This is a genomic window from Streptomyces sp. NPDC039462 (assembly GCF_055639375.1).
On record NZ_JBVKAO010000005.1, the window covers coordinates 156,587 to 175,549 of the forward strand.

Consider the following 18,963-nt stretch of genomic DNA (forward strand, 5'->3'; position numbering starts at 1 on the left):
GCGACGTCGGCACGCGCGGCGTCGGCACCCGCGACGCCGGCATGCACGGCGAAGGCACACATGGCGGCGGTACGAACGGCGAAGGCACGCGCGGCGGCGCGCGCGGCGTCGGTCACGGCCGTGTCCCCGCCGGGTCCCTCTACGCGGCCAAGCCCTGGCTCGGGCGGCTCAGCGATGCCCAGCGTGCCCCCGTGCAGCCCGCCGTCTCCGTGCCCGACGCCTTCCGTGCGGCCGTCGATCGCGCTCCCGAGCGCACCGCCCTCGCCTACTTCGACGGGCGGCTGAGCTACCGCGAGACCGATGCCCTCAGCGACTCCGTCGCCGGGCACCTGGCCGCGCGCGGTGTCGCCCGCGGCGACCGCGTCGCGATCCTCCTGCAGAACACCCCGCACTTCGTCCTCGCGCTCCTCGGCGCCTGGAAGGCGGGCGCGACGGTCGTCCCCGTCAACCCCATGTACCGGTCGGCGGAGGTCGCACACGTCCTCGCCGACGCCGGGGTGACCGCGCTGATCTGCTCGGACCGCGCCTGGGAGACGTATCTGCGCGACACGGCGGCGGCCTCCCCGGTGAGCGTCGTCCTCACCGCCTGCCAGCTCGACCTCCAGACCCGCAACGACCCGCGCGTCCTCGACTTCGAGCGCCTGCCGCCCGCCGCCGACGCCGAAGACCTGGTGGCCGTCGCGCGCCAGGGACTCCCGGCCCCCGCCGACCGCGCCGTCGGCCCCTCCGACATCGCGCTGATCAGCTACACGTCCGGCACCAGCGGCACCCCCAAGGGCGCCATGAACACCCACGGCAACATCACCTACAACGCCGAACGCCAGCGCGCGGGCTCCGGAATACCGGAAGGCGCCTGCTACTTCGCGATGGCGCCGCTCTTCCACATCACCGGCATGGTGGCGCAGTTCGCCGCGTGCGTCGCCAACGCCGGCACGCTCGCGCTCGCCTACCGCTTCGAGGCCGGCGTCGTCCTCGACGCCTTCGCCGAGCACCGCCCCGCGTACACGGTCGGCCCCTCCACGGCCTTCATGGCCCTGGCCGCCCACCCGTCGGTCACCCGCGCCCACTTCGACTCCTTCGCGATGATCTCCTCGGGCGGCGCGCCGCTGCCCCCTGCCCTCGTGGAGAAGTTCCGCGCGTCCTTCGGCCCCTACCTCCACAACGGCTACGGCCTCACCGAGTGCACCGCGCCCTGCGCCTCCGTGCCGCCGGGCCAGGAAGCCCCCGTCGACCCCGTCTCCGGCACCCTCGCCGTCGGCGTCCCGGGACCCGAGACGGTCGTACGCATCCTGGACGACCACGGCCACGAGGTGCCGTTCGGGGAGCAGGGCGAGATCGTCGTCCGCGGACCGCAGGTCGTGCCCGGCTACTGGCAGCAGCCCGACGCCACCGCCGAGACCTTCCCCGACGGCGAACTGCGCACCGGAGACATCGGGTTCATGGACCAGGACGGCTGGCTCTACGTCGTCGACCGCAAGAAGGACATGATCAACGCGTCCGGCTTCAAGGTGTGGCCCCGCGAGGTCGAGGATGTCCTCTACACCCACCCCGCCGTGCGCGAGGCGGCCGTCGTCGGCATCCCCGACAGCTACCGGGGAGAGACCGTGAAGGCGTACGTCAGCCTCCGCCCGGGCAGCGGCACGGCCCCCGACGAGCTGGCCGCGTACTGCAAGGAGCGGCTCGCCGCGTACAAGTACCCGCGGGAGGTCGAGATCCTGGCGGAGTTGCCGAAGACCACAAGTGGGAAGATCCTCCGACGGGAACTGCGTTCCCGGGCACAGCACAGCAAGTGACGCGAAAGGCAGGTGGCGGCAGTGGCCAGAACGACGGACGGTGACGGCACGCCCGTCCCGCAGCGACTCCTCGCCGCCGCCACCAGGCTCTTCGCCGACCGGGGCTACGACCGCACGTCAGTGCAGGAGATCGTCGAGGCGGCAGGCGTCACCAAGGGCGCGCTCTACCACTACTTCGGCTCCAAGGACGACCTGCTGCACGAGGTCTACGCCCGGATGCTCCGCGTCCAGCAGGAGCGGCTCGACGCCATCGCCGACGCGGACGCCCCCGTCGCCGAGCGGGTCCGCGCCGCCGCCGCGGACGTCGTGGTCACCACCATCGACAACCTCGACGACGCGTCGATCTTCTTCCGCTCCATGCACAGCCTCAGCCCGGAGAAGAACAAGCAGGTCCGCGCCGAGCGGCGCCGCTACCACGAGCGCTTCCGGGCGCTGATCGAGGAGGGCCAGGAGTCCGGCGTCTTCTCCACGGCGACCCCCGCGGACCTGGTGGTGGACTACCACTTCGGCTCGGTCCACCACCTGTCCACGTGGTACCGCCCGGACGGCCCCCTGACCCCGCAACAGGTCGCCGACCACCTGGCAGACCTCCTCCTGAGGGCCCTCCGGACCCCGTAAGGGGCGCGGGAAACTGCGCGCGCAACCAGGTACAAGCCGTACCCGCCAGGGGACGTGACGCGGCAGACGCGACCGCGCCCTGACGGGGCTACACGTACCGCTTCAGCTCCCGCCGCGCCAGCGACCGCTGATGCACCTCGTCAGGCCCATCGGCCAGTCTCAGCGTGCGCGCCGCGGCCCACAGTTCGGCGAGCGGGAAGTCCTGACTCACACCCCCCGCACCGTGCAGCTGCACCGCACGGTCGAGGATGTCGACCACCGCGCGCGGGGTCGCGATCTTGATCGACTGGATCTCCGTGTGCGCGCCCCGGTTGCCGACCGTGTCCATCAGCCAGGCTGTCTTCAGGACGAGGAGCCGCAGCTGCTCGACCGTGACCCGCGCGTCCGCGATCCACTCCTGCACGACGCCCTGCTGCGCGAGCAGCTTGCCGAACGCCGTACGCGACACGGCCCGCCTGCACATGAGCTCGATGGCACGCTCGGCCATGCCGATCAGCCGCATGCAGTGGTGGATGCGGCCGGGGCCGAGCCGCGCCTGCGCGATGGCGAAGCCGCCGCCCTCCTCGCCGATGAGGTTCGAGACCGGCACCCGTACCCGGTCGAAGACGACCTCGGCGTGGCCGCCGTGGTAGTGGTCCTCGTAGCCGTACACCCGCATGGCGCGCCGGACTTCGAGGCCGGGGGTGTCGCGCGGGACGAGGACCATGGACTGCTGGCGGCGGATGTCGGCCCCGTCGGGGTCGGTCTTGCCCATCACGATGAAGATCTCGCAGTCCGGGTTCATCGCCCCGGATATGTACCACTTGCGGCCGGTGATGACGTAGGCGTCGCCGTCGCGCTCGATGTGCGTCGTGATGTTCGTGGCGTCGGAGGAGGCCACCTCCGGCTCGGTCATCGCGAACGCCGAACGGATCTCACCGGCGAGCAGCGGCTCCAGCCACCGCTTCCGCTGCTCGTCCGTGCCGAACTGCGCGAGCACCTCCATGTTGCCGGTGTCGGGCGCCGCGCAGTTCAGCGCGGTGGGCGCCAACTGCGGGGAGCGGCCGGTGATCTCGGCGAGCGGCGCGTACTGGAGGTTGGTGAGCCCGGCGCCGTGCTCGGCGTCCGGGAGGAAGAGATTCCACAGGCCCTGCCTGCGGGCCTCTGCCTTCAGCTCCCGGACGACGGCGGGCGTCTGCCACGGCGAGTCGAGCTGCGCGCGCTGCTCGTCGGCGACGGCCTCCGCCGGGTACACGTGCTCGTCCATGAAGGCGAGGAGCCGCTCCCGCAGCTCTTGGGTGCGGGCGTCGAATGCGAAGTCCACGGGGGATCAGCCTTCCTGAAGGGTCGTCAGGCCGTGCTCGATGAACACGGGAACCAGCTCGCCGATCCGGTCGAAGCCCGCACCGACCGTCTGGCCCAGCGTGTAGCGGTAGTGGATGCCCTCCAGGATCACGGCGAGCTTGAACCACGCGAACGCCGTGTACCAGGAGATCGCCGACACGTCGCGCCCCGAGCGCGCGGCGTACCGCTCGATCAGCTCGGCCGGGTCGGGGTGGCCCGGCGCGCCCGCCGTGGTGCTGACGGGGGAGTCGGGCACCTCAAGCTTCGCGCTGTACATCACGAGCAGGCCCAGGTCGGTGAGCGGATCGCCGAGCGTCGACATCTCCCAGTCGAGGATGGCCTTGATCCGGTCGTCGTCGCCGATCAGGACGTTGTCGAGGCGGTAGTCGCCGTGGACGACGGCCGGCGCGGGCGAGGTGGGCAGGGAGCGCCCGAGCGCCGCGTGCAGCTCGTCGATGCCGGCGAGCTCGCGGTTGCGGGAGGCGTCGAGCTGCTTGCCCCAGCGGCGCAGCTGCCGGTCGAGGAACCCCTCGGGCCGCCCGAAGTCGCCGAGCCCGACGGCCGCCGGATCCACGGCGTGCAGGTCGACGAGGGTGTCGACGAGGCCGAGCACCGCGTCCCGGGTGCGCCCGGGCCCGAGCGGGGCGAGCTCCTCCGCGGTGCGGTACGGCGTCCCGTCCACGAACTCCATCACGTAGAAGGGCGATCCGACCACGGCTTCGTCCTGGCAGAGCAGCACGGGCGCGGGCACCGGCACATCCGTGGGGTGCAGCGCCTCGATCACGCGGTACTCGCGCCGCATGTCGTGCGCGGTGGCGAGGACGTGGCCCAGCGGGGGCCGCCGCACCACCCAGCGTGCGACGCCGTCGGTGACCGCGTAGGTGAGGTTGGACCGGCCGCCCTCGATCAGCCGCGCGGTGAGCGGTCCGCCGACCAGGCCGGGCCGCTCGCGGTCGAGGTGGCCGCGCAACTGGTCGAGGTCGAGGCCCGGCGGGTGGTCTGCGCTCATCTTCGCTCCTGATCGGCGTGGTGGTGGCACGCCACACCATGACGTGGCGTGCCACCCCATGATGCCGACCAGTCGGTATGCCGTCCAGAGGCCCCCGCCTCAGGCCTCGCGCGAAGGGGTCAGTGGTCGTCCCAGTGTCCGTCGTGCTCGGCGTGCCGGTGGCCGTCGTGGAGATAGTCGACGTGGTCGCCGTGGCGGACGGAGGCGTGCCCGCAGCCGTCGCCGTGCCGGTGGTCGTGGCTCTGGTGGGCGACGTGACCGGCGGGCTCGCACTCGTCGTAGTGGTCGGTGTGCCGCCGGTGCAGGTGGCCGTCGTGCGCGTAGTCGACGTGGTCGCCGTGCGGCACCTCGGGGTGGCCGCAGGCCGGGCCGTGGATGTGGTCGTGCACCGGGTGTTCGTGGTGGAGCGTGGTCATGACGCGCACCTTCTGTGACTTCGGGAGGTTGGGGTGACTCTCTCAGGCTAGCCCCCTATGCCCCTTTAATTCCTTTATGGGAGCGTTGACGTTGTTTCCATGTCCTCTCCTCCGCTGTCTCCCTGTCCTCCGCGAAGGCGACCCAAGAAGGCGACCCCATGAAGGCGACCCCATGAAGGCGACCCCATGAAGGCGACCCGATGAAGGCGATCAGCTACCGCAGCTACGGCGGGCCCGAAGTCCTCGAGTACGGCGAGGTGCGCGACCCCAAGGTCGGGCCCGACTCCGTCCTGGTGAAGGTGCGCGCCGCGGCCGTGAACCCCGTCGACTGGAAGTGCCGCGAGGGTTATCTCGACGGTCTCCTGGAACCGGTCTTCCCCGTGGTCCCCGGCTGGGACGTCGCGGGCGTCGTCGTCCAGCCGGGCGCCTCCGCCCCGGAGTTCGCCGTCGGCGACGAGGTCATCGGCTATGTGCGCGAGGACTTCCTCTCGCGCGGCACCTTCGCGGAGTACGTCGCGGCCCCCGTGCGCACCCTCGCCCGCAAGCCGCGCAACCTCACCTTCGAGGAGGCCGCGGGCCTGCCGCTCGCCGGTCTCACCGCCTACCAGGTCATCAACCAGGCCCTGCGCGTGACCGAGGGGGACGTGGTCCTCGTGCACGCGGCGGCCGGCGGCGTCGGCTCGATCGCCGTGCAGCTCGCCCGGCACGCGGGCGCCCGGGTCATCGGCACCGCGAGCGAGCGCAACCACGACTTCCTGCGGGAGCTCGGCGCCGAGCCGGTCACGTACGGGGACGGGCTCGTCGAACGCGTCCGCGCGCTGGTCGAGGAGGGGGTCGACGCGGCCTTCGACACCATCGGCGGCGACACGCTCAAGGCGTCCGCCGAACTCCTCGCGCCCGGCGGCCGGCTGGCGTCCATCGCGGACGGCGCGGTGCTCGGCATGGGCGGCCACTACTGCTTCGTACGTCCCGTCGCCGCCGACCTCCAGCGCCTGTCCGAGCTCGCGGAACAGGACGTCGTGACCGTCCACGTGGACGAGACGTTCCCGCTGGAGCGGGCGGCCGACGCACACCGGCGGAGCGCGGAGGGACGGACCCGCGGCAAGATCGTGGTGACGGTGGACTGGGGGGACTGAGGGCTCGGCGGACCGAGGGCTCTCTCAGGGCGGTCCTCAGACGAGCCGCTGATGCTCCCCTCTCAGGGCGGCTCTCAGAGAAGCATCAGCGCCGCGCACACCGCGAGCGCGAACGTGCACAGCGCCGCCGTCCACGCCGCCCGGAACGACATCGTCCGCGGCTGGTGCGCCGCCAGGGCGACCATCCTGTGGTGCGCCACCGCCAGGAACCCGAGCCAGAGCAGCAGACACACCGCGCAGGCCAGTACGCCGAGCGCGGTGGTCCCGTCGTGGAGCACCGCGCGGGCGGCGAGCACCGCGGCGACCGTGCAGGACAGCGTGGTGCGCCGCCAGGCGAGGCGGGTGCGCTCCGGTTGCAGCCCGGGGTCGCGGACCTGCCCGTCCTGCGGCCCCCGCCGCGTCACCCCTCCCACCCGAAGAGCACGACCACCACCATGGCGAGCGCGACCACCGCGACCACCAGGCTCAGCACGGTCGGAAAGCGGCTGGTCGGCAGGTCGTCGCCGCGCCGCATCGCGCGTTCGCAGCGCACCCAGTGGTTCACCGCGCGCAGCGAGCACAGGACGCCGGCGGCGAGCAGCGCGAGGGCGAGGCCGATCCGCCAGCCCCACCGCAGGTCGGGCAGGAACTGGTCGACGGCGAAGCCGCCGCCGATCAGTGCCAGCGCGGTGCGCAGCCAGGCCAGGAAGGTGCGTTCGTTGGCGAGCGAGAAGCGGTAGTCGGGGGTGTCACCCTCCTCGCGGACGCGCTCCGGGGCGAACCACAGGCGCAGATTCTGTACGAAGTTGCTCACGGCCGCACCATAAGCCGCGGTCAGGGGTGCCGCGCTGCTCAGCCCGCGCGGAAGGCCCGCAGCCGGTGGTAGGCGTCGAGCCCGTCCGGCACCCACTCCCATTCGTCCAGCCGTCGCTCCAGCTCGTCCTCGGTGACGAAGGAGTGCCAGGCGACCTCCTCGACCTGCGGTCGCACCGGCAGCTCGCAGCGGACCTCATAGAGGTACGACCACCAGGACTTCCCCGCGCCGTCGTCGTACAGGAACTTGAACAGCGGAGTGGGGCGCGGCAGCCCTCGCACACCCAGCTCCTCCTCGGCCTCGCGCAACGCCGCGTCGTCGTACGACTCGCCCGCCCCGACCACACCGCCCACGAACATGTCGTACAGCGAGGGGAAGACCAGTTTGGTCGGGGTGCGCCGATGCACGAAGACGCGGCCCTCGGCGTCCCGCGCCAGGACGAACACGCAACGGTGCCGCAGCCCGCGCGCATACACCTCACCGCGCGGCGCCGCACCGACCACGTCGTCGTTCTCGTCGACGACAGTGATCATCTCCGCACGGGGATCGGACACGGGACCATGGCTCGACGTCATGCCGTCCATCCAACCCGACTGAGCGGTTCGGTCACTACCGGATACGCTGGCTCGCTGTACACCGACGGGAAGCTGAGCAAGGTGAGCAAGAAGAAGTGCTGACAGGTAACCGTCACGAAGGGTCTCCCCTCGTCTTGCGCACGCCTGGGTGGCTCAACCTGATCGCGCTGGCAGTCGCGATCGTCCCCTGCCTGGTCCTCGACCTCCCCTGGTACGTCGCCGCCGTAGCAGCGTTGATCACCGGAACCATCGCCGATCGGAGCTGGGCGGCGATCGAGCGCCGAGCCAACCGGCGCGACGAGCTCGGGCGGTGACACAGGACTAAACGCTCAGCCAGAGCTGAGCTCCGGCCTCACTGCCCCATGACGTACTTGACCGTGGGCCCGGCCGTCCAGCCGCCGTCGACGGCCAGTTCGGCGCCGGTCACGTAAGAGGACGCGTCGGAGAGCAGGAAGACCACCGCGCCCGCGATCTCGTGCGGCTCGCCGACGCGGCCCAGCGGGGTGTTGGGGTACTTGCCCTCGCCCCGCTCGATGCCGACCTGGGCGGTCATCGGGGTGTACGTCATGCCGGGGTGGACGGAGTTGACGCGGATCCGGGCCGTGCCGAGCTCGACGGCGCCGATCTTGGTGAGGCCGCGCACGCCCCACTTCGACGCGCCGTAGCCCGCGGTGAGCGCGAGGCCCATCAGGCCCGCGGCGGAGGAGATGTTGACGATCGAGCCGCCCCCCGCCTCCTTCATGGCGGGCACGACGGTCTTCATGCCGATGAACACGCCGGTGAGGTTGATGTCGAGGACCTTGCGGAAGTGCTCGACGGACTCGGACTCCAGGAACTGGCCGGTGGATATGCCGGCGTTGTTCACCAGGCCGTGGAGCGCGCCGAACTCGGCGACCGCGAGGTCGGTGACGCGCTGCCAGTCCTCCTCGGACGTCACGTCGTGGTGCGCGAAGCGGGCGCGCTCGCCGAGCTCGGCGGCGGTGGCCCTGCCCTCCTCGTCGAGCACGTCGGTCAGGACGACGTTGGCTCCCGCGGCGACGGCCTGCCGGGCGGCCTCGGCGCCGAGCCCGCGTGCGGCGCCGGTGATGACGACGGTCCTGCCGGTCAGGTCGTGCTGGGTCATGGGGTCTCTCCAAGGGGCATGGGTCGTGCCAAGGGTCAGGGTCATGGGGTCGTGCCAAGGGTGGTTCGTGGGGCCCGCAGCAGCGCCGCGGTGGTCTCGACGAGGTCGGCGAGGAAGACGTCCTCGGCGGTCAGGGGGGTGGTCCCGGCCAGGTACTGGCGGGCGCGGTCGCCCAGGGCGGCGCCGATCAGCGTGAGCGCGAGGTCGAGCCGCTCCAGGCGCAACGGCTCCGGCAGCCCGGGCGCGAGGCACTCCTCCAGGCGGCCGATCACGGTCCAGTACACGGTGCCGGCGATGGTGGGGTGCGGAGTGCGCGTACGCACGCCGCTCTCGTGGCTGAGCTGGGCTGAGATGCGCAGACAGCGCCGCCCGCGCTCGGTGCGCAACTCGCCCGCCTCGGCGTTCACCAAAGCTGTCAGCAGTCCGCGCAGATCCGCCGCGTCCCCTCCGGCGCGCTCCAGCTCGGCGGCGAGCACCCGCTCGGTGCGCTGCTGGCGTGCGGCCATCACGGCGTCGAGGAGACCGCCGCGGGAACCGAAGTGGTACTGCACCGCGGAGGGGTTGCTCTGTCCCGCGAGCCGGACGATGTCGCGCAGCTGGGCACCGTCCACGCCCTGGGCGGCGAAGACCTCCTCGCCGGCGCGGATGAGCTTCTCCCGGGTCTCCGGGCCCGACGTCCTTGCCATGCCCACATGTTAATGCTGGCCATTATTAAAAGCGAGGGGAGGTTCCCGTCCGCGGCCCGGTTGACGTCCGTCACGCCGCTGCCCAGGATTCGACCTGCACGGCACATGACCCACCAGTAACCTTGCGGGACCTTGTCGAGGAGGACGACCTCTATGGCGTACGACGCAGATGTGATCGTGATCGGGGCAGGGCTCGCCGGACTGGCGGCGACCGCGGAGCTCGTCGACGCGGGCCGCCGGGTCATCCTTCTCGACCAGGAGCCGGAGCAATCGCTCGGCGGTCAGGCGCACTGGTCCTTCGGTGGCCTCTTCTTCGTGAACTCGCCCGAGCAGCGGCGAATGCGGATCAAGGACTCCCACGCGCTCGCCCTCCAGGACTGGATGGGGACGGCGGCCTTCGACAGGCCGGAGGACCACTGGCCGCGCAAGTGGGCCGAGGCGTACGTCGACTTCGCCGCGGGGGAGAAGCGGCCCTGGCTGCACGGCCAGGGCGTCAGGTTCTTCCCCGTCGTCGGCTGGGCCGAGCGCGGCGGCTACGACGCGCAGGGCCACGGCAACTCGGTCCCCCGCTTCCACATCACCTGGGGGACGGGCCCGGGGCTGCTCGCGCCGTTCGTGCGGCGGGTGCGCGAGGGGGCCGCGCGCGGCCTCGTCGAGCTGCGGTTCCGGCACCGCGTCACCGGACTCTCGCGCACCGGCGGCAGCGTCGACACGGTCACCGGCGAGATCCTGGAGCCGTCGACCGTGGAGCGGGGCAAGGCCAGCAGCCGCGAGGTGACCGGAAGCTTCGAACTCCGCGCCCAGGCGGTGATCGTCACCTCCGGTGGCATCGGCGGCAACCACGACCTCGTCCGCGCCAACTGGCCCGAGCGGCTCGGCACCCCGCCCCGGAAGATGATCTCCGGAGTCCCCGCGCACGTGGACGGCAGGATGCTCGGCATCACGGAGGACGCCGGGGCCCGCCTCATCAACCGCGACCGCATGTGGCACTACACCGAGGGCATCGAGAACTGGAACCCCATCTGGGAACGGCACGGCATCCGCATCCTGCCGGGCCCCTCCTCCCTCTGGCTCGACGCGCAGGGCAAGCGCCTGCCCGTGCCGCTCTTCCCCGGCTTCGACACGCTCGGCACCCTCGACCACATCATGAAGACCGGCTGCGACTACACCTGGTTCGTGCTCAACCAGCGCATCATCGGCAAGGAGTTCACCCTCAGCGGCTCCGAGCAGAACCCCGACCTGACCGGCAAGTCGGTGCGCGGCGTCGTCGACCGGGCCAGGTCCGAAGTGCCGGGCCCCGTCAAGGCGTTCATGGACCACGGCGTCGACTTCGTCGTCGAGAAGGACCTCGGCGCCCTGGTGCGCGGCATGAACGCGCTGGCCGAGAAGGCCCTCATCGACGAGGACGACCTGCACCGCACCATCGCCGCCCGCGACCGCGAGATCGCCAACCCCTTCACGAAGGACCTCCAGGTGACGGCCGTCCGCGGCGCCCGCAAGTTCCTCGGCGACCGCCTCATCCGCGCCGCCGCCCCGCACCGCCTCCTCGACCCCAAGGCCGGCCCGCTCGTCGCCGTCCGCCTCAACATCCTCACCCGCAAGACCCTCGGCGGCCTGGAGACCGACCTCTCCTCACGCGTCCTGACCGAGGGCGGCGAGCCCCTGCCGGGCGTGTACGCGGCGGGGGAGGCCGCCGGATTCGGCGGCGGGGGAGTGCACGGCTACCGCTCCCTCGAAGGCACCTTCCTCGGCGGCTGCCTCTTCTCGGGACGCACGGCGGGCCGCGCGGCCGCCCGAGCGGTGAACTGACCAGGACTCCAGCGGGGGTTGAGCGGCTCTCGACCGGCGGAGGGTAGGGGAGCCCGTCCCGGGTGACGGGCGAAGTCTGCGGATTTTGAGACGAGTTGGTGAAGGCGGGGCACCGCCGGGCCTTGACGTGGAGCAGTGCCTACCGCTTTGCTGTGCGTGATCATCCGCTCGCAAGCCGCGCCGGGGAGGACGTCCCGCGGTGTCACCACCCCCACCCCCACTGGGCCGTTCCCGCAAAAAGGCCGCGGGGTACGCCTTCGACGCCGCCCTCGACGACGCCGAACTCGTCACCGCCCGGGCGGCACTCGCGCAGGGCCGCTGGACCGAGGCGCGCGCACTGCTCGCCGCCACCGGCGACGACTGGGACCGCAGGGGCCACCGCTTCGACGTACTCGGCCAGGAGCCGACCACCACCGCGTGGGCCCGCGACTGGCAGCTCGCCGAGCCCGAGAGCCACGACGCCGAAGTGCTGCTCGCCTTCGCCGCCGTGCACAAGGCGCTGAGGGGCAAGGAGCGCTCGGACCGGGTGCGGGCCCGCTGCCGCGACGCCGCCGCGCGCGTCCCCGCCGACCCCACCCCGATCCTCGCGCTGCTCCTCCTCGAACGCTCGCTGGGCCACGAGGAGGACGTCGTACGCCTCTTCGACGAGATCCGGCACCGCCACCCCGAACACCACCACGCCCACCACCTGATGGTCGCCCGGCTCGCCGAGCGGCGCCCCGGCGCGGGCCAGGACCCGATGCACGAGGTGTACGACTTCGCGGCCTGGGCCGCCGAACAGGCGCCCGCCGACTCGCCGCTCGCGGTGCTGCCCGTCGTCGCGCACGCCGAGCGCTACCGCGTCCTCGCCACCGCCGGCCTGGAACCGCCCGACCCGGCCGCGTCCGGACACTGGGTCGGGCGGCGCGCCCGCGGCGTCATGAAGGCCGCCTTCGACTGGTGGCTGGAGTGGGAGACGCCCGACGAGCCCGCCCACCCGCGCTGCCACGTCGACCTCAACTTCCTTGCCCACGCGAAGTCCTGCGAGGGCAGGGCGGCCGAAGCCGCCGCGCTCTTCCACCGCATCGGACGGCACGCGACCCCGGCCCCCTGGTCGTACCCGGACCGGGACCCGTACGAGGCGTTCACCGCCGCGCGGGCCACCGCGTTCGGCGCGGCCTGAAGCACTCTCCGAAACCCCGAAAGGACAACCGCGCCATGGCGACGGGAAGTTCGAGCCCGAGCGGAACCAGATCCCCCAGCGACCCGGCGGGCGGCACCGGGATCAGCACGTACAAGGGGCAGGAGCAGGCGCTGCGCGCGGGCCGGCTCGGCACGGCGGGACTGCTGCTCTCCGTGCTCGCCGCGACCGGCCCCCTGATGGTCGTCGCCGGCGTCATGCCCACCACCTACGGCGTGATGGGCGTCGTCGGGCAGCCCCTCCTCTTCCTCATCCTCGGCGTCGTCCTCGCGCTCTTCAGCCTCGGATACGCCGAGATGAGCCGGCACGTCCACAACGCCGGCGCCTTCTACGCGTACATATCCCGCGGCCTCGGCGGCACCGCGGGCGCCGGCGCCGCGCTGGTCGCCCTCGTCGCCTACAGCGCCCTCCAGGCCGGCCTCTACGGACTGCTCGGCTTCGAGGTGTCCGGGCTGCTCCAGACGTACTTCGAGGTCGAGGTCGCCTGGTGGATACCGGCGCTGGTCACCGTGGCCCTCGTCGGCGTCCTCGCCTGGCTGAAGATCGACCTCAACGCGCGCGTGCTCGGCGTACTGCTCCTCATCGAGGTGGCGCTCGTCGTCATCTTCGACATCGCGGCCGTCGTCGACCCGGCGAAGGAGGGCCTGTCGCTGCACGCGTTCAACCCGGACACGCTCACCGGCGCGGGCGTGGCCACCTCGCTCTGCTTCTGCATCGCCGCCTTCACGGGCTTCGAGCAGGCTCCCGTGTACGCCGAGGAGACCAGCCGCCCGCAGGTCGTCGTCGCCCGCGTGATGTTCTTCGCGGTGGGCTTCGTCGCCGTCTTCTTCGCGCTCAGCTCCTGGGCGCTGACGGTCGCGGCCGGCCCGTCCGGCATCGTCCCGGCCGCCCAGGAACAGAGCGCGGGCCTGCTCTTCGGCCTCACCGAGTCCCGGCTCGGCGGCACCTTCACCGACGTCCTGCACGTCCTGTTCGTCACCGGCATGTTCGCGGCGATCCTCAGCTTCCACAACGTCGTGGCGCGGTACGCGTTCGCGATGGGCCGCGAGGGGCTGCTGCCCGCCGCGTTCGGCCGCACCAACACGGCCACGGGCGCGCCGGGCACGGGGTCGCTGCTCCAGACCGTCGTCTCCGTCGTCGTCGTGATCGGCTTCGCCCTCGCCGACGACGGCAAGGCGGGCGACCCGACGGCGCCCGTCCTCCACCTGTTCACCTGGGGCGGCAACATCGGCGCCCTCGGCGTGATCCTGCTGATGGCCACCGCGTCCGTCGCCGTCATCGTCTTCTTCGCCCGCCGGGGCGCCGCGCGTGCCCAGGCCTGGCGGATCGCCGCGTCCGCGCTCGCCGCAGTGGGACTGCTCGTCATCGCGGGCTACACCGTCAAGGACTTCGACGTCCTCGTCGGCGCGGGCGAGGGGTCGGCGCTCAGCTGGGTGCTGCCCGGCGTCATCTTCGCCGCGGCGGTGATCGGCGTCCTCTACGGCTTGGTCCTCCGCTCCAGGAACCCGGAGGCCCATGCGCGGATCGGCCTCGGGAACGAGGCGTTCCAACTGGAGAAGGCGTCCTCCTCACCGGGGGCGTGAACAGAACGCCGGAGGGGCTGACCAAGTCAGCCCCTCCGGCGTTTGAGGAGCGGGGTCCGGGGCGGAGCCCCGGGACACGGCGCGCTAGATGACCAAGGACAGGAGCAGGACCAGCGCTCCGGCCACCACGGAGATGATCGTCTCCATGACGGACCACGTCTTGATCGTCTGGCCGACGTCCAGGCCGAAGTACTCCTTGACCAGCCAGAACCCCGCGTCGTTGACGTGCGAGAAGAAGAGCGAACCCGCACCGATCGCGAGCACGAGCAGCGCCGTGTGCGAGGTCGACATGTCGGCGGCGAGCGGCGCCACCAGACCCGCCGCGGAGATCGTCGCGACCGTCGCGGAGCCCGTCGCGAGCCGGATGGCCACCGCGATCAGCCAGGCCAGGAGCAGTGCGGGGATCGACCAGTCCTTGGAGAAGTCGAGGATCATCTGGCCCACGCCGACGTCGATGAGCGTCTGCTTGAAGCCGCCGCCCGCGCCCACGATCATCAGCACGCCCGCGATCGGGGCGAGGGACTTCTCGACGGTCGTCGACAGCCGGTCCTTGGTGAACCCGGCCGCCCGGCCCAGCGTGAACATGCCGACGATCACCGCGGCGAGCAGGGCGATCAGCGGCGACCCGATGACGTCGAAGACCCGCTGCACGGTGGTCTCGGGGTCGTCGACCACGATGTCCACCAGCGCCTTGGCCAGCATCAGCACGACGGGCAGCAGCACGGTCGCCACCGTCGCGCCGAAGCCGGGACGCCTGTCCAGGTCCTCCGACGGGCGCTGGGGGATCATCTTCTCGGGAGCCGGTACGTCGACCCAGCGGGCCGCGACCTTCGAGAACAGGGGGCCCGCGATGATCACTGTCGGGATCGCGACGAGGACGCCGAGCGCGAGCGTGACACCGAGATTGGCCTTGACCGCGTCGATCGCGACGAGCGGGCCGGGGTGCGGCGGGATGAGCCCGTGCATCACGGAGAGGCCGGCCAGCGCCGGGATGCCGATCCGCATCAGCGAGTAGTTGCCGCGCTTGGCGACCATCAGGACGACCGGGATCAGCAGCACGATGCCGACCTCGAAGAAGAGCGGCAGGCCGATCACCGAGGCGATGAGGACCATCGCCCAGGGCATCGCGCGCCCGCCCGCCTTGGCGAGGATCGTGTCGACGATCTGGTCGGCCCCGCCGGAGTCGGCAAGGAGCTTCCCGAGGATCGCGCCGAGCGCGATGAGCACACCGACGCCCGCGACCGTCGAGCCGAGGCCGCCGGTGAAGCTGGTGATGGCCTTGTCGAGCGGCGCCCCCGCGAAGGCGCCGAGCGCGAGCGACCCGACGGTCAGCGCGAGGAAGGCGTGCAGCTTGAACTTGGTGATGAGCAGGACGATGACGGCGATGCCCGCGAGGACGGCGATCCCCAGCTGGGCATGGCCCGCCGAGGTGATCGGCTCGACGGACTCCGCTGCCAACATCTCGACGCTGAGATGGGTCACGGTGGCTTCCTTGGACGTGGGTACGGGGTGCGCCCCTCAGGGGCGCGGGGAACTGCGCGACCAGCCACAAGCGGCCCGCAGTCGAAGAACTACCGGCGGGAGCGCTCAGCCAAGACGACCGAGCGCCTCGACGGCCCGGTCGGCGATCTCCTCCGGGGACCCGGCGACGTCGACGGCGACGCCCGCCTCGTCCGCCCCGAGAGGCTGAAGCGTGGCGAACTGCGAGTCGAGCAGCGCCGTCGGCATGAAGTGCCCCTGCCGATGCGACATCCGGTCCTCGATGAGGGCCCGGTCACCGGTGAGGTGGACGAAGACGACATCGGGAGCGGCGGCCCGCAGCCGATCGCGATAGCTCCGCTTCAGCGCGGAGCTGCTGACCACCCCGCCGAGCCCGGCCCGCCCGTGCGCCCAGGCGCCGATGGCGTCGAGCCAGGGCCACCGGTCGTCGTCGGTGAGCGGCGTGCCGGAGGACATCTTCGCGATGTTCTCCGCCGGGTGGAAGTCGTCGCCCTCGGCGTAGGGAACGCCGAGCCGGTCCGCGAGCAGGGGCCCGATCGTGGTCTTGCCGGTCCCTGCCACGCCCATGACCACGACGACGTGGGGGGTGCGCCGATCCTGCATCGCGTACTGCCTCGCTGTCTTCATCGACATCGGTCGGTTGTTCACGTCACTGAAACCCATTAGGTCTGACGAATTCAAGAGTCTGTGACATAAAAGTCTGACTTATTGTTCCCGTGCCGCTCCTCGTAGGCTTCCGTCATGACCGCACACGCCCGGGGGCTGCACTCCCGCGTCCTGGAAAGCCTCGGGCCCGCCATCACCGCCGGCGAGTACCCGCCGGGCAGCGTGCTGCGCACCGACGAGCTGGGCCAGCGCTTCGAGGTGTCGCGCTCCGTGATGCGGGAGGCGGTGCGGGTCCTGGAGTCCATGCACCTCGTCGAGTCCCGCCGCCGCGTGGGCGTCACCGTGCTGCCCGCCGAGCAGTGGAACGTCTTCGACCCACAGGTCATCCGCTGGCGCCTCGCCGGTACCGACCGGGCGCGGCAGCTGCGCTCCCTGACCGTCCTGCGGTCGGCCGTCGAACCGGTCGCGGCGGGGCTCGCCGCCCGGCACGCCACGGCCGCCCAGTGCGCGGAGCTCACCGAGTGCGCCCTCGGGATGGTCGCCCACTCGCGCGGACACCAGCTGGAGGGCTACCTCAAGCACGACGTCGCCTTCCACCGGGTCATCCTCAACGCGTCCGGCAACGAGATGTTCGCCCGGCTCGGCGATGTCGTCGCCGAGGTCCTCACCGGCCGTACCGCGCACCAGGTGATGTTCGAGGACCCCGACCCGCCCGCCGTCACCCTGCACGTCCAGGTCGCCGAGGCGGTCAGGGAGGGCGACGCGGTGCGCGCCGAGGCGCTGACGCGGGAGATCGCCCTCGGCGCCCTGGAGGAGCTGGACATCCTCGCGCCCTGAAGCCGGGAGCCGCGGACGGTCGGCGACAATGGACGCCATGTCCCGACGCGCGCCCCGCCCCACCGCCACGCCCTGCCCCTGCGGGCAGCCCCTTTCGTACGAGAAGTGCTGCGGCAGGCTGCACCGCGGCGAGGCCGCAGCGGCCACCCCCGAGGAGCTGATGCGCTCCCGCTACAGCGCCTTCGCCGTACGGGACGAGGGCTACCTGCTGCGCACCTGGCACCCGCGGACCAGGCCGCCGCGCGTCGAGTTCGACCCGGCGCTGCGCTGGGTGGGCCTGGACATCGAGGAAACCACGGAGGGCACGGCGTTCCACACCACGGGCACGGTCACGTTCCGGGCCCGCTACACCGACAGCGGCCGCCCCGACTCCCTGCACGAGAAGAGCCGCTTCGAGCGCGTCGACGGGGCATGGGTGTACGTCGACGGCACCTTTATCGACTAGGGACGAAGTACCTCACCGCACATCCCCGAACTCGCTCAACACCCCCGGCGGAGTAAGCGCGTTGACGTAGTGCCCCGGCCCGTGGTCCTCGAACGAATACGTGAACGGAATCGTCCGCGTCAACGCGAGACGCGCCGCGAAGAACGCCAGCGGCGCCACCACCGCGAGCCCGGCGAGGCTGTCCATCTGCGGATAGTGCAGGCCCGGGTCGTGCACCTCGGCCCAGCCGCCGGCCCGCGACCCCCGCGCCAGCTCGGCCAGCGAGCGTCCCGCCGCCCGCGCCCTGCGGCCCGCCATCCGGCGCAGCTGCCCGCGCAGCAGGTCGCCCGGGAGTGAAACCGCGTCGATCGCCGTCTCCGCCGCGAAGGCGAGCGTCCCCTCGGCCACCCCGCGGGGCCTGCGGTAGTGCAGCTCACGGCCGAAGGGGGCGTACGGCCCGACGGGGCGCGGCGGCAGCGCGGGCACGACGTCACGGTCAAAGATGTAGCGCAGCAGCCGGTCGCGCAGCACGTACTCGCCCCGGTGGTCGGTGGCCCGCGCGCACGCGTCGGCGAACTCGGGCCCGCCGAGCAGCGGCTGGCCGAAGGTGTAGACGGCCCGCAGCCGTTCGGCGACGGAGTGGAAGCGCGGCTCGTGGGCCAGGACGACACCCATCAGCGCGGCCATCGCCCCGCCGAGGCTGTGCCCGGTGATGTACAGCGCCTCCATGCCGTCGCCGCGTACGCCCTTCTCCTCGGGGTCGACCGACTCGCCGCGGGCCGCCCGGTCGAGGGCCTGCATGATCAGATGGCGGGTGGCGCGCATGTTGCGGTAGAAGCCCGCGTGCACCTCGTGACGCTCGCCCGCGAGGTCCACGCAGAGCGTCTCGGGGCGCACGTCGGCATCGGTGAGGATGCTGATGATGTCCTCGGGCTGGGTGCCGCGGTAGCAGAGGATCACCACCCGCCGGTCCTTGTCCTGGATCAGATACGCGGCCGACGCGATGTACATGGCGTCCACCCGCTGCTCGAAGACCCGGCAGCGGTTCTCCTCCAGGCCCAGCCTGGACATGATCATGGCGACGGTCCGCGGGTCGCCGACCCGTCCCGCACCGGCGTACGCGTACGCCGCGCACGTCGCCATGGTGTGCGGGACGGGCCCCTCGGTGTCCGGCAGGCCCTTGTCCGCGGCCAGCAGGTCCACCAGGTCGCGGTGGACGGGGAAGGCCGGGTGCCCCGGCGCGCCCTCGGTGGGCTCCTTGAACGGGCGCAGCTCCGCGAAGCTCGGCCCCCTGGCGAAGTCGTCCCGCATGGCGTTCCCCCACAACGAGCGGTGACTGCAACGGAGTTGCGAGCACACCACCGGCCCGGCACACCGTCAACTCGCCGGCGCCGCGGCGGCCGGCACCCGACGGGACTTGGCCATCGCGCGCGCCCCGCGCGTGGGACTGATGGGAACGGAGACTCACACGGGGTGTGAACGGAACACCCGCCGTCGCCCGCCGCACCCGGGACCACCCCGCCCACGGGCCCAAACGCCCTGGCCCGCCCGC

At 71.9% G+C, this 18,963-nt stretch carries 19 protein-coding genes and 1 pseudogene; 9 read left to right on the plus strand and 11 right to left on the minus strand.

The window, feature by feature from the left end:
• Positions 1-134 precede the first annotated feature (134 nt).
• Both ACZ7LU_RS26445 and ACZ7LU_RS26450 read left to right on the plus strand, forming a co-directional pair.
• Positions 135-1,793, plus strand: a pseudogene (locus ACZ7LU_RS26445) (class I adenylate-forming enzyme family protein); the annotation flags it as partial.
• A gap of 21 nt (positions 1,794-1,814) precedes the next feature.
• Complete coding sequence (locus tag ACZ7LU_RS26450; protein ID WP_398309909.1) at positions 1,815-2,411, plus strand: TetR/AcrR family transcriptional regulator; 597 nt, start codon at positions 1,815-1,817, stop codon at positions 2,409-2,411.
• An 88-nt stretch (positions 2,412-2,499) separates the two neighbouring features.
• Here ACZ7LU_RS26450 and ACZ7LU_RS26455 read toward each other — a convergent pair whose 3' ends face one another.
• The 3 genes from ACZ7LU_RS26455 to ACZ7LU_RS26465 form a co-directional block, all read right to left on the minus strand.
• Positions 2,500-3,714: an acyl-CoA dehydrogenase family protein gene (locus ACZ7LU_RS26455; protein WP_471918206.1), complete on the minus strand. Its 1,215-nt coding sequence runs from the start codon at positions 3,712-3,714 to the stop codon at positions 2,500-2,502.
• Between the two features lie 6 nt (positions 3,715-3,720).
• On the minus strand, positions 3,721-4,743 hold the full coding sequence (locus ACZ7LU_RS26460; RefSeq protein ID WP_471150261.1) for a phosphotransferase family protein: 1,023 nt from the start codon (positions 4,741-4,743) through the stop codon (positions 3,721-3,723).
• A 119-nt stretch (positions 4,744-4,862) separates the two neighbouring features.
• The gene (locus tag ACZ7LU_RS26465; RefSeq protein WP_398309900.1) at positions 4,863-5,159 is read right to left on the minus strand and encodes a hypothetical protein; all 297 of its coding nucleotides are present in this window, start codon (positions 5,157-5,159) and stop codon (positions 4,863-4,865) included.
• A 200-nt stretch (positions 5,160-5,359) separates the two neighbouring features.
• On the opposite strand from ACZ7LU_RS26465, the gene ACZ7LU_RS26470 reads away from it, so the two are divergent.
• Entirely contained in the window at positions 5,360-6,295 is a 936-nt protein-coding gene (locus ACZ7LU_RS26470) for an NADP-dependent oxidoreductase (RefSeq protein ID WP_471918207.1), read from the plus strand.
• A gap of 74 nt (positions 6,296-6,369) precedes the next feature.
• Here the strand turns inward: ACZ7LU_RS26470 and ACZ7LU_RS26475 are convergent, their stop codons facing one another.
• The 3 genes from ACZ7LU_RS26475 to ACZ7LU_RS26485 are packed head-to-tail and all read right to left on the minus strand — an operon-like array spanning position 6,370 to position 7,663.
• Entirely contained in the window at positions 6,370-6,708 is a 339-nt protein-coding gene (locus ACZ7LU_RS26475; RefSeq protein WP_398309894.1) for a DUF202 domain-containing protein, read from the minus strand.
• Positions 6,696-7,088, minus strand: coding sequence for a YidH family protein (locus tag ACZ7LU_RS26480; RefSeq protein WP_398309891.1), 393 nt, complete (start codon positions 7,086-7,088; stop codon positions 6,696-6,698). The genes ACZ7LU_RS26475 and ACZ7LU_RS26480 overlap by 13 nt, the downstream gene beginning before the upstream one ends.
• Before the next feature lie 38 nt (positions 7,089-7,126).
• Positions 7,127-7,663, minus strand: coding sequence for an NUDIX hydrolase (locus ACZ7LU_RS26485; protein ID WP_470983052.1), 537 nt, complete (start codon positions 7,661-7,663; stop codon positions 7,127-7,129).
• Positions 7,664-7,797: 134 nt separating this feature from the next.
• On the opposite strand from ACZ7LU_RS26485, the gene ACZ7LU_RS26490 reads away from it, so the two are divergent.
• Positions 7,798-7,977: a hypothetical protein gene (locus tag ACZ7LU_RS26490; protein ID WP_471918208.1), complete on the plus strand. Its 180-nt coding sequence runs from the start codon at positions 7,798-7,800 to the stop codon at positions 7,975-7,977.
• 38 nt (positions 7,978-8,015) lie between these two features.
• Here the strand turns inward: ACZ7LU_RS26490 and ACZ7LU_RS26495 are convergent, their stop codons facing one another.
• A complete protein-coding gene (locus ACZ7LU_RS26495) occupies positions 8,016-8,786 on the minus strand; it encodes a glucose 1-dehydrogenase (protein ID WP_471918209.1) in 771 nt (256 codons plus the stop codon).
• 41 nt (positions 8,787-8,827) lie between these two features.
• Entirely contained in the window at positions 8,828-9,472 is a 645-nt protein-coding gene (locus ACZ7LU_RS26500; RefSeq protein WP_471918210.1) for a TetR/AcrR family transcriptional regulator, read from the minus strand.
• Between the two features lie 153 nt (positions 9,473-9,625).
• Between ACZ7LU_RS26500 and ACZ7LU_RS26505 the strand changes: the two genes are divergently transcribed.
• The 3 genes from ACZ7LU_RS26505 to ACZ7LU_RS26515 all read left to right on the plus strand — a co-directional run bounded on the left by ACZ7LU_RS26505 (position 9,626) and on the right by ACZ7LU_RS26515 (position 14,044).
• Positions 9,626-11,281 carry an FAD-binding dehydrogenase gene (locus tag ACZ7LU_RS26505; protein ID WP_471918211.1) on the plus strand — a complete coding sequence of 552 codons (1,656 nt, stop codon included), beginning with the start codon at positions 9,626-9,628 and terminating at the stop codon, positions 11,279-11,281.
• Positions 11,282-11,480: 199 nt separating this feature from the next.
• Positions 11,481-12,443, plus strand: a complete 963-nt coding sequence (locus ACZ7LU_RS26510) for a hypothetical protein (protein WP_471918212.1) — start codon at positions 11,481-11,483, stop codon at positions 12,441-12,443.
• Between the two features lie 35 nt (positions 12,444-12,478).
• Positions 12,479-14,044 carry an APC family permease gene (locus tag ACZ7LU_RS26515; protein ID WP_398309874.1) on the plus strand — a complete coding sequence of 522 codons (1,566 nt, stop codon included), beginning with the start codon at positions 12,479-12,481 and terminating at the stop codon, positions 14,042-14,044.
• A gap of 84 nt (positions 14,045-14,128) precedes the next feature.
• Here the strand turns inward: ACZ7LU_RS26515 and ACZ7LU_RS26520 are convergent, their stop codons facing one another.
• Together ACZ7LU_RS26520 and ACZ7LU_RS26525 are read right to left on the minus strand one after the other, a co-directional pair.
• Positions 14,129-15,526 carry a GntP family permease gene (locus ACZ7LU_RS26520; RefSeq protein ID WP_398309872.1) on the minus strand — a complete coding sequence of 466 codons (1,398 nt, stop codon included), beginning with the start codon at positions 15,524-15,526 and terminating at the stop codon, positions 14,129-14,131.
• Positions 15,527-15,631: 105 nt separating this feature from the next.
• Entirely contained in the window at positions 15,632-16,147 is a 516-nt protein-coding gene (locus ACZ7LU_RS26525) for a gluconokinase (RefSeq protein ID WP_398310253.1), read from the minus strand.
• A gap of 138 nt (positions 16,148-16,285) precedes the next feature.
• Here ACZ7LU_RS26525 and ACZ7LU_RS26530 point away from each other — a divergent pair, with 138 nt between their 5' ends.
• Both ACZ7LU_RS26530 and ACZ7LU_RS26535 read left to right on the plus strand, forming a co-directional pair.
• A complete protein-coding gene (locus ACZ7LU_RS26530) occupies positions 16,286-16,987 on the plus strand; it encodes a FadR/GntR family transcriptional regulator (RefSeq protein WP_398309869.1) in 702 nt (233 codons plus the stop codon).
• A gap of 37 nt (positions 16,988-17,024) precedes the next feature.
• Positions 17,025-17,432, plus strand: coding sequence for a YchJ family protein (locus ACZ7LU_RS26535; RefSeq protein ID WP_468091162.1), 408 nt, complete (start codon positions 17,025-17,027; stop codon positions 17,430-17,432).
• A 12-nt stretch (positions 17,433-17,444) separates the two neighbouring features.
• On the opposite strand, the gene ACZ7LU_RS26540 is transcribed toward ACZ7LU_RS26535, so the two are convergent.
• Positions 17,445-18,722 (minus strand): lipase family protein, encoded by a 1,278-nt coding sequence (locus ACZ7LU_RS26540; RefSeq protein WP_471150242.1) that lies wholly within the window; start codon positions 18,720-18,722, stop codon positions 17,445-17,447.
• Positions 18,723-18,963 lie beyond the last annotated feature (241 nt).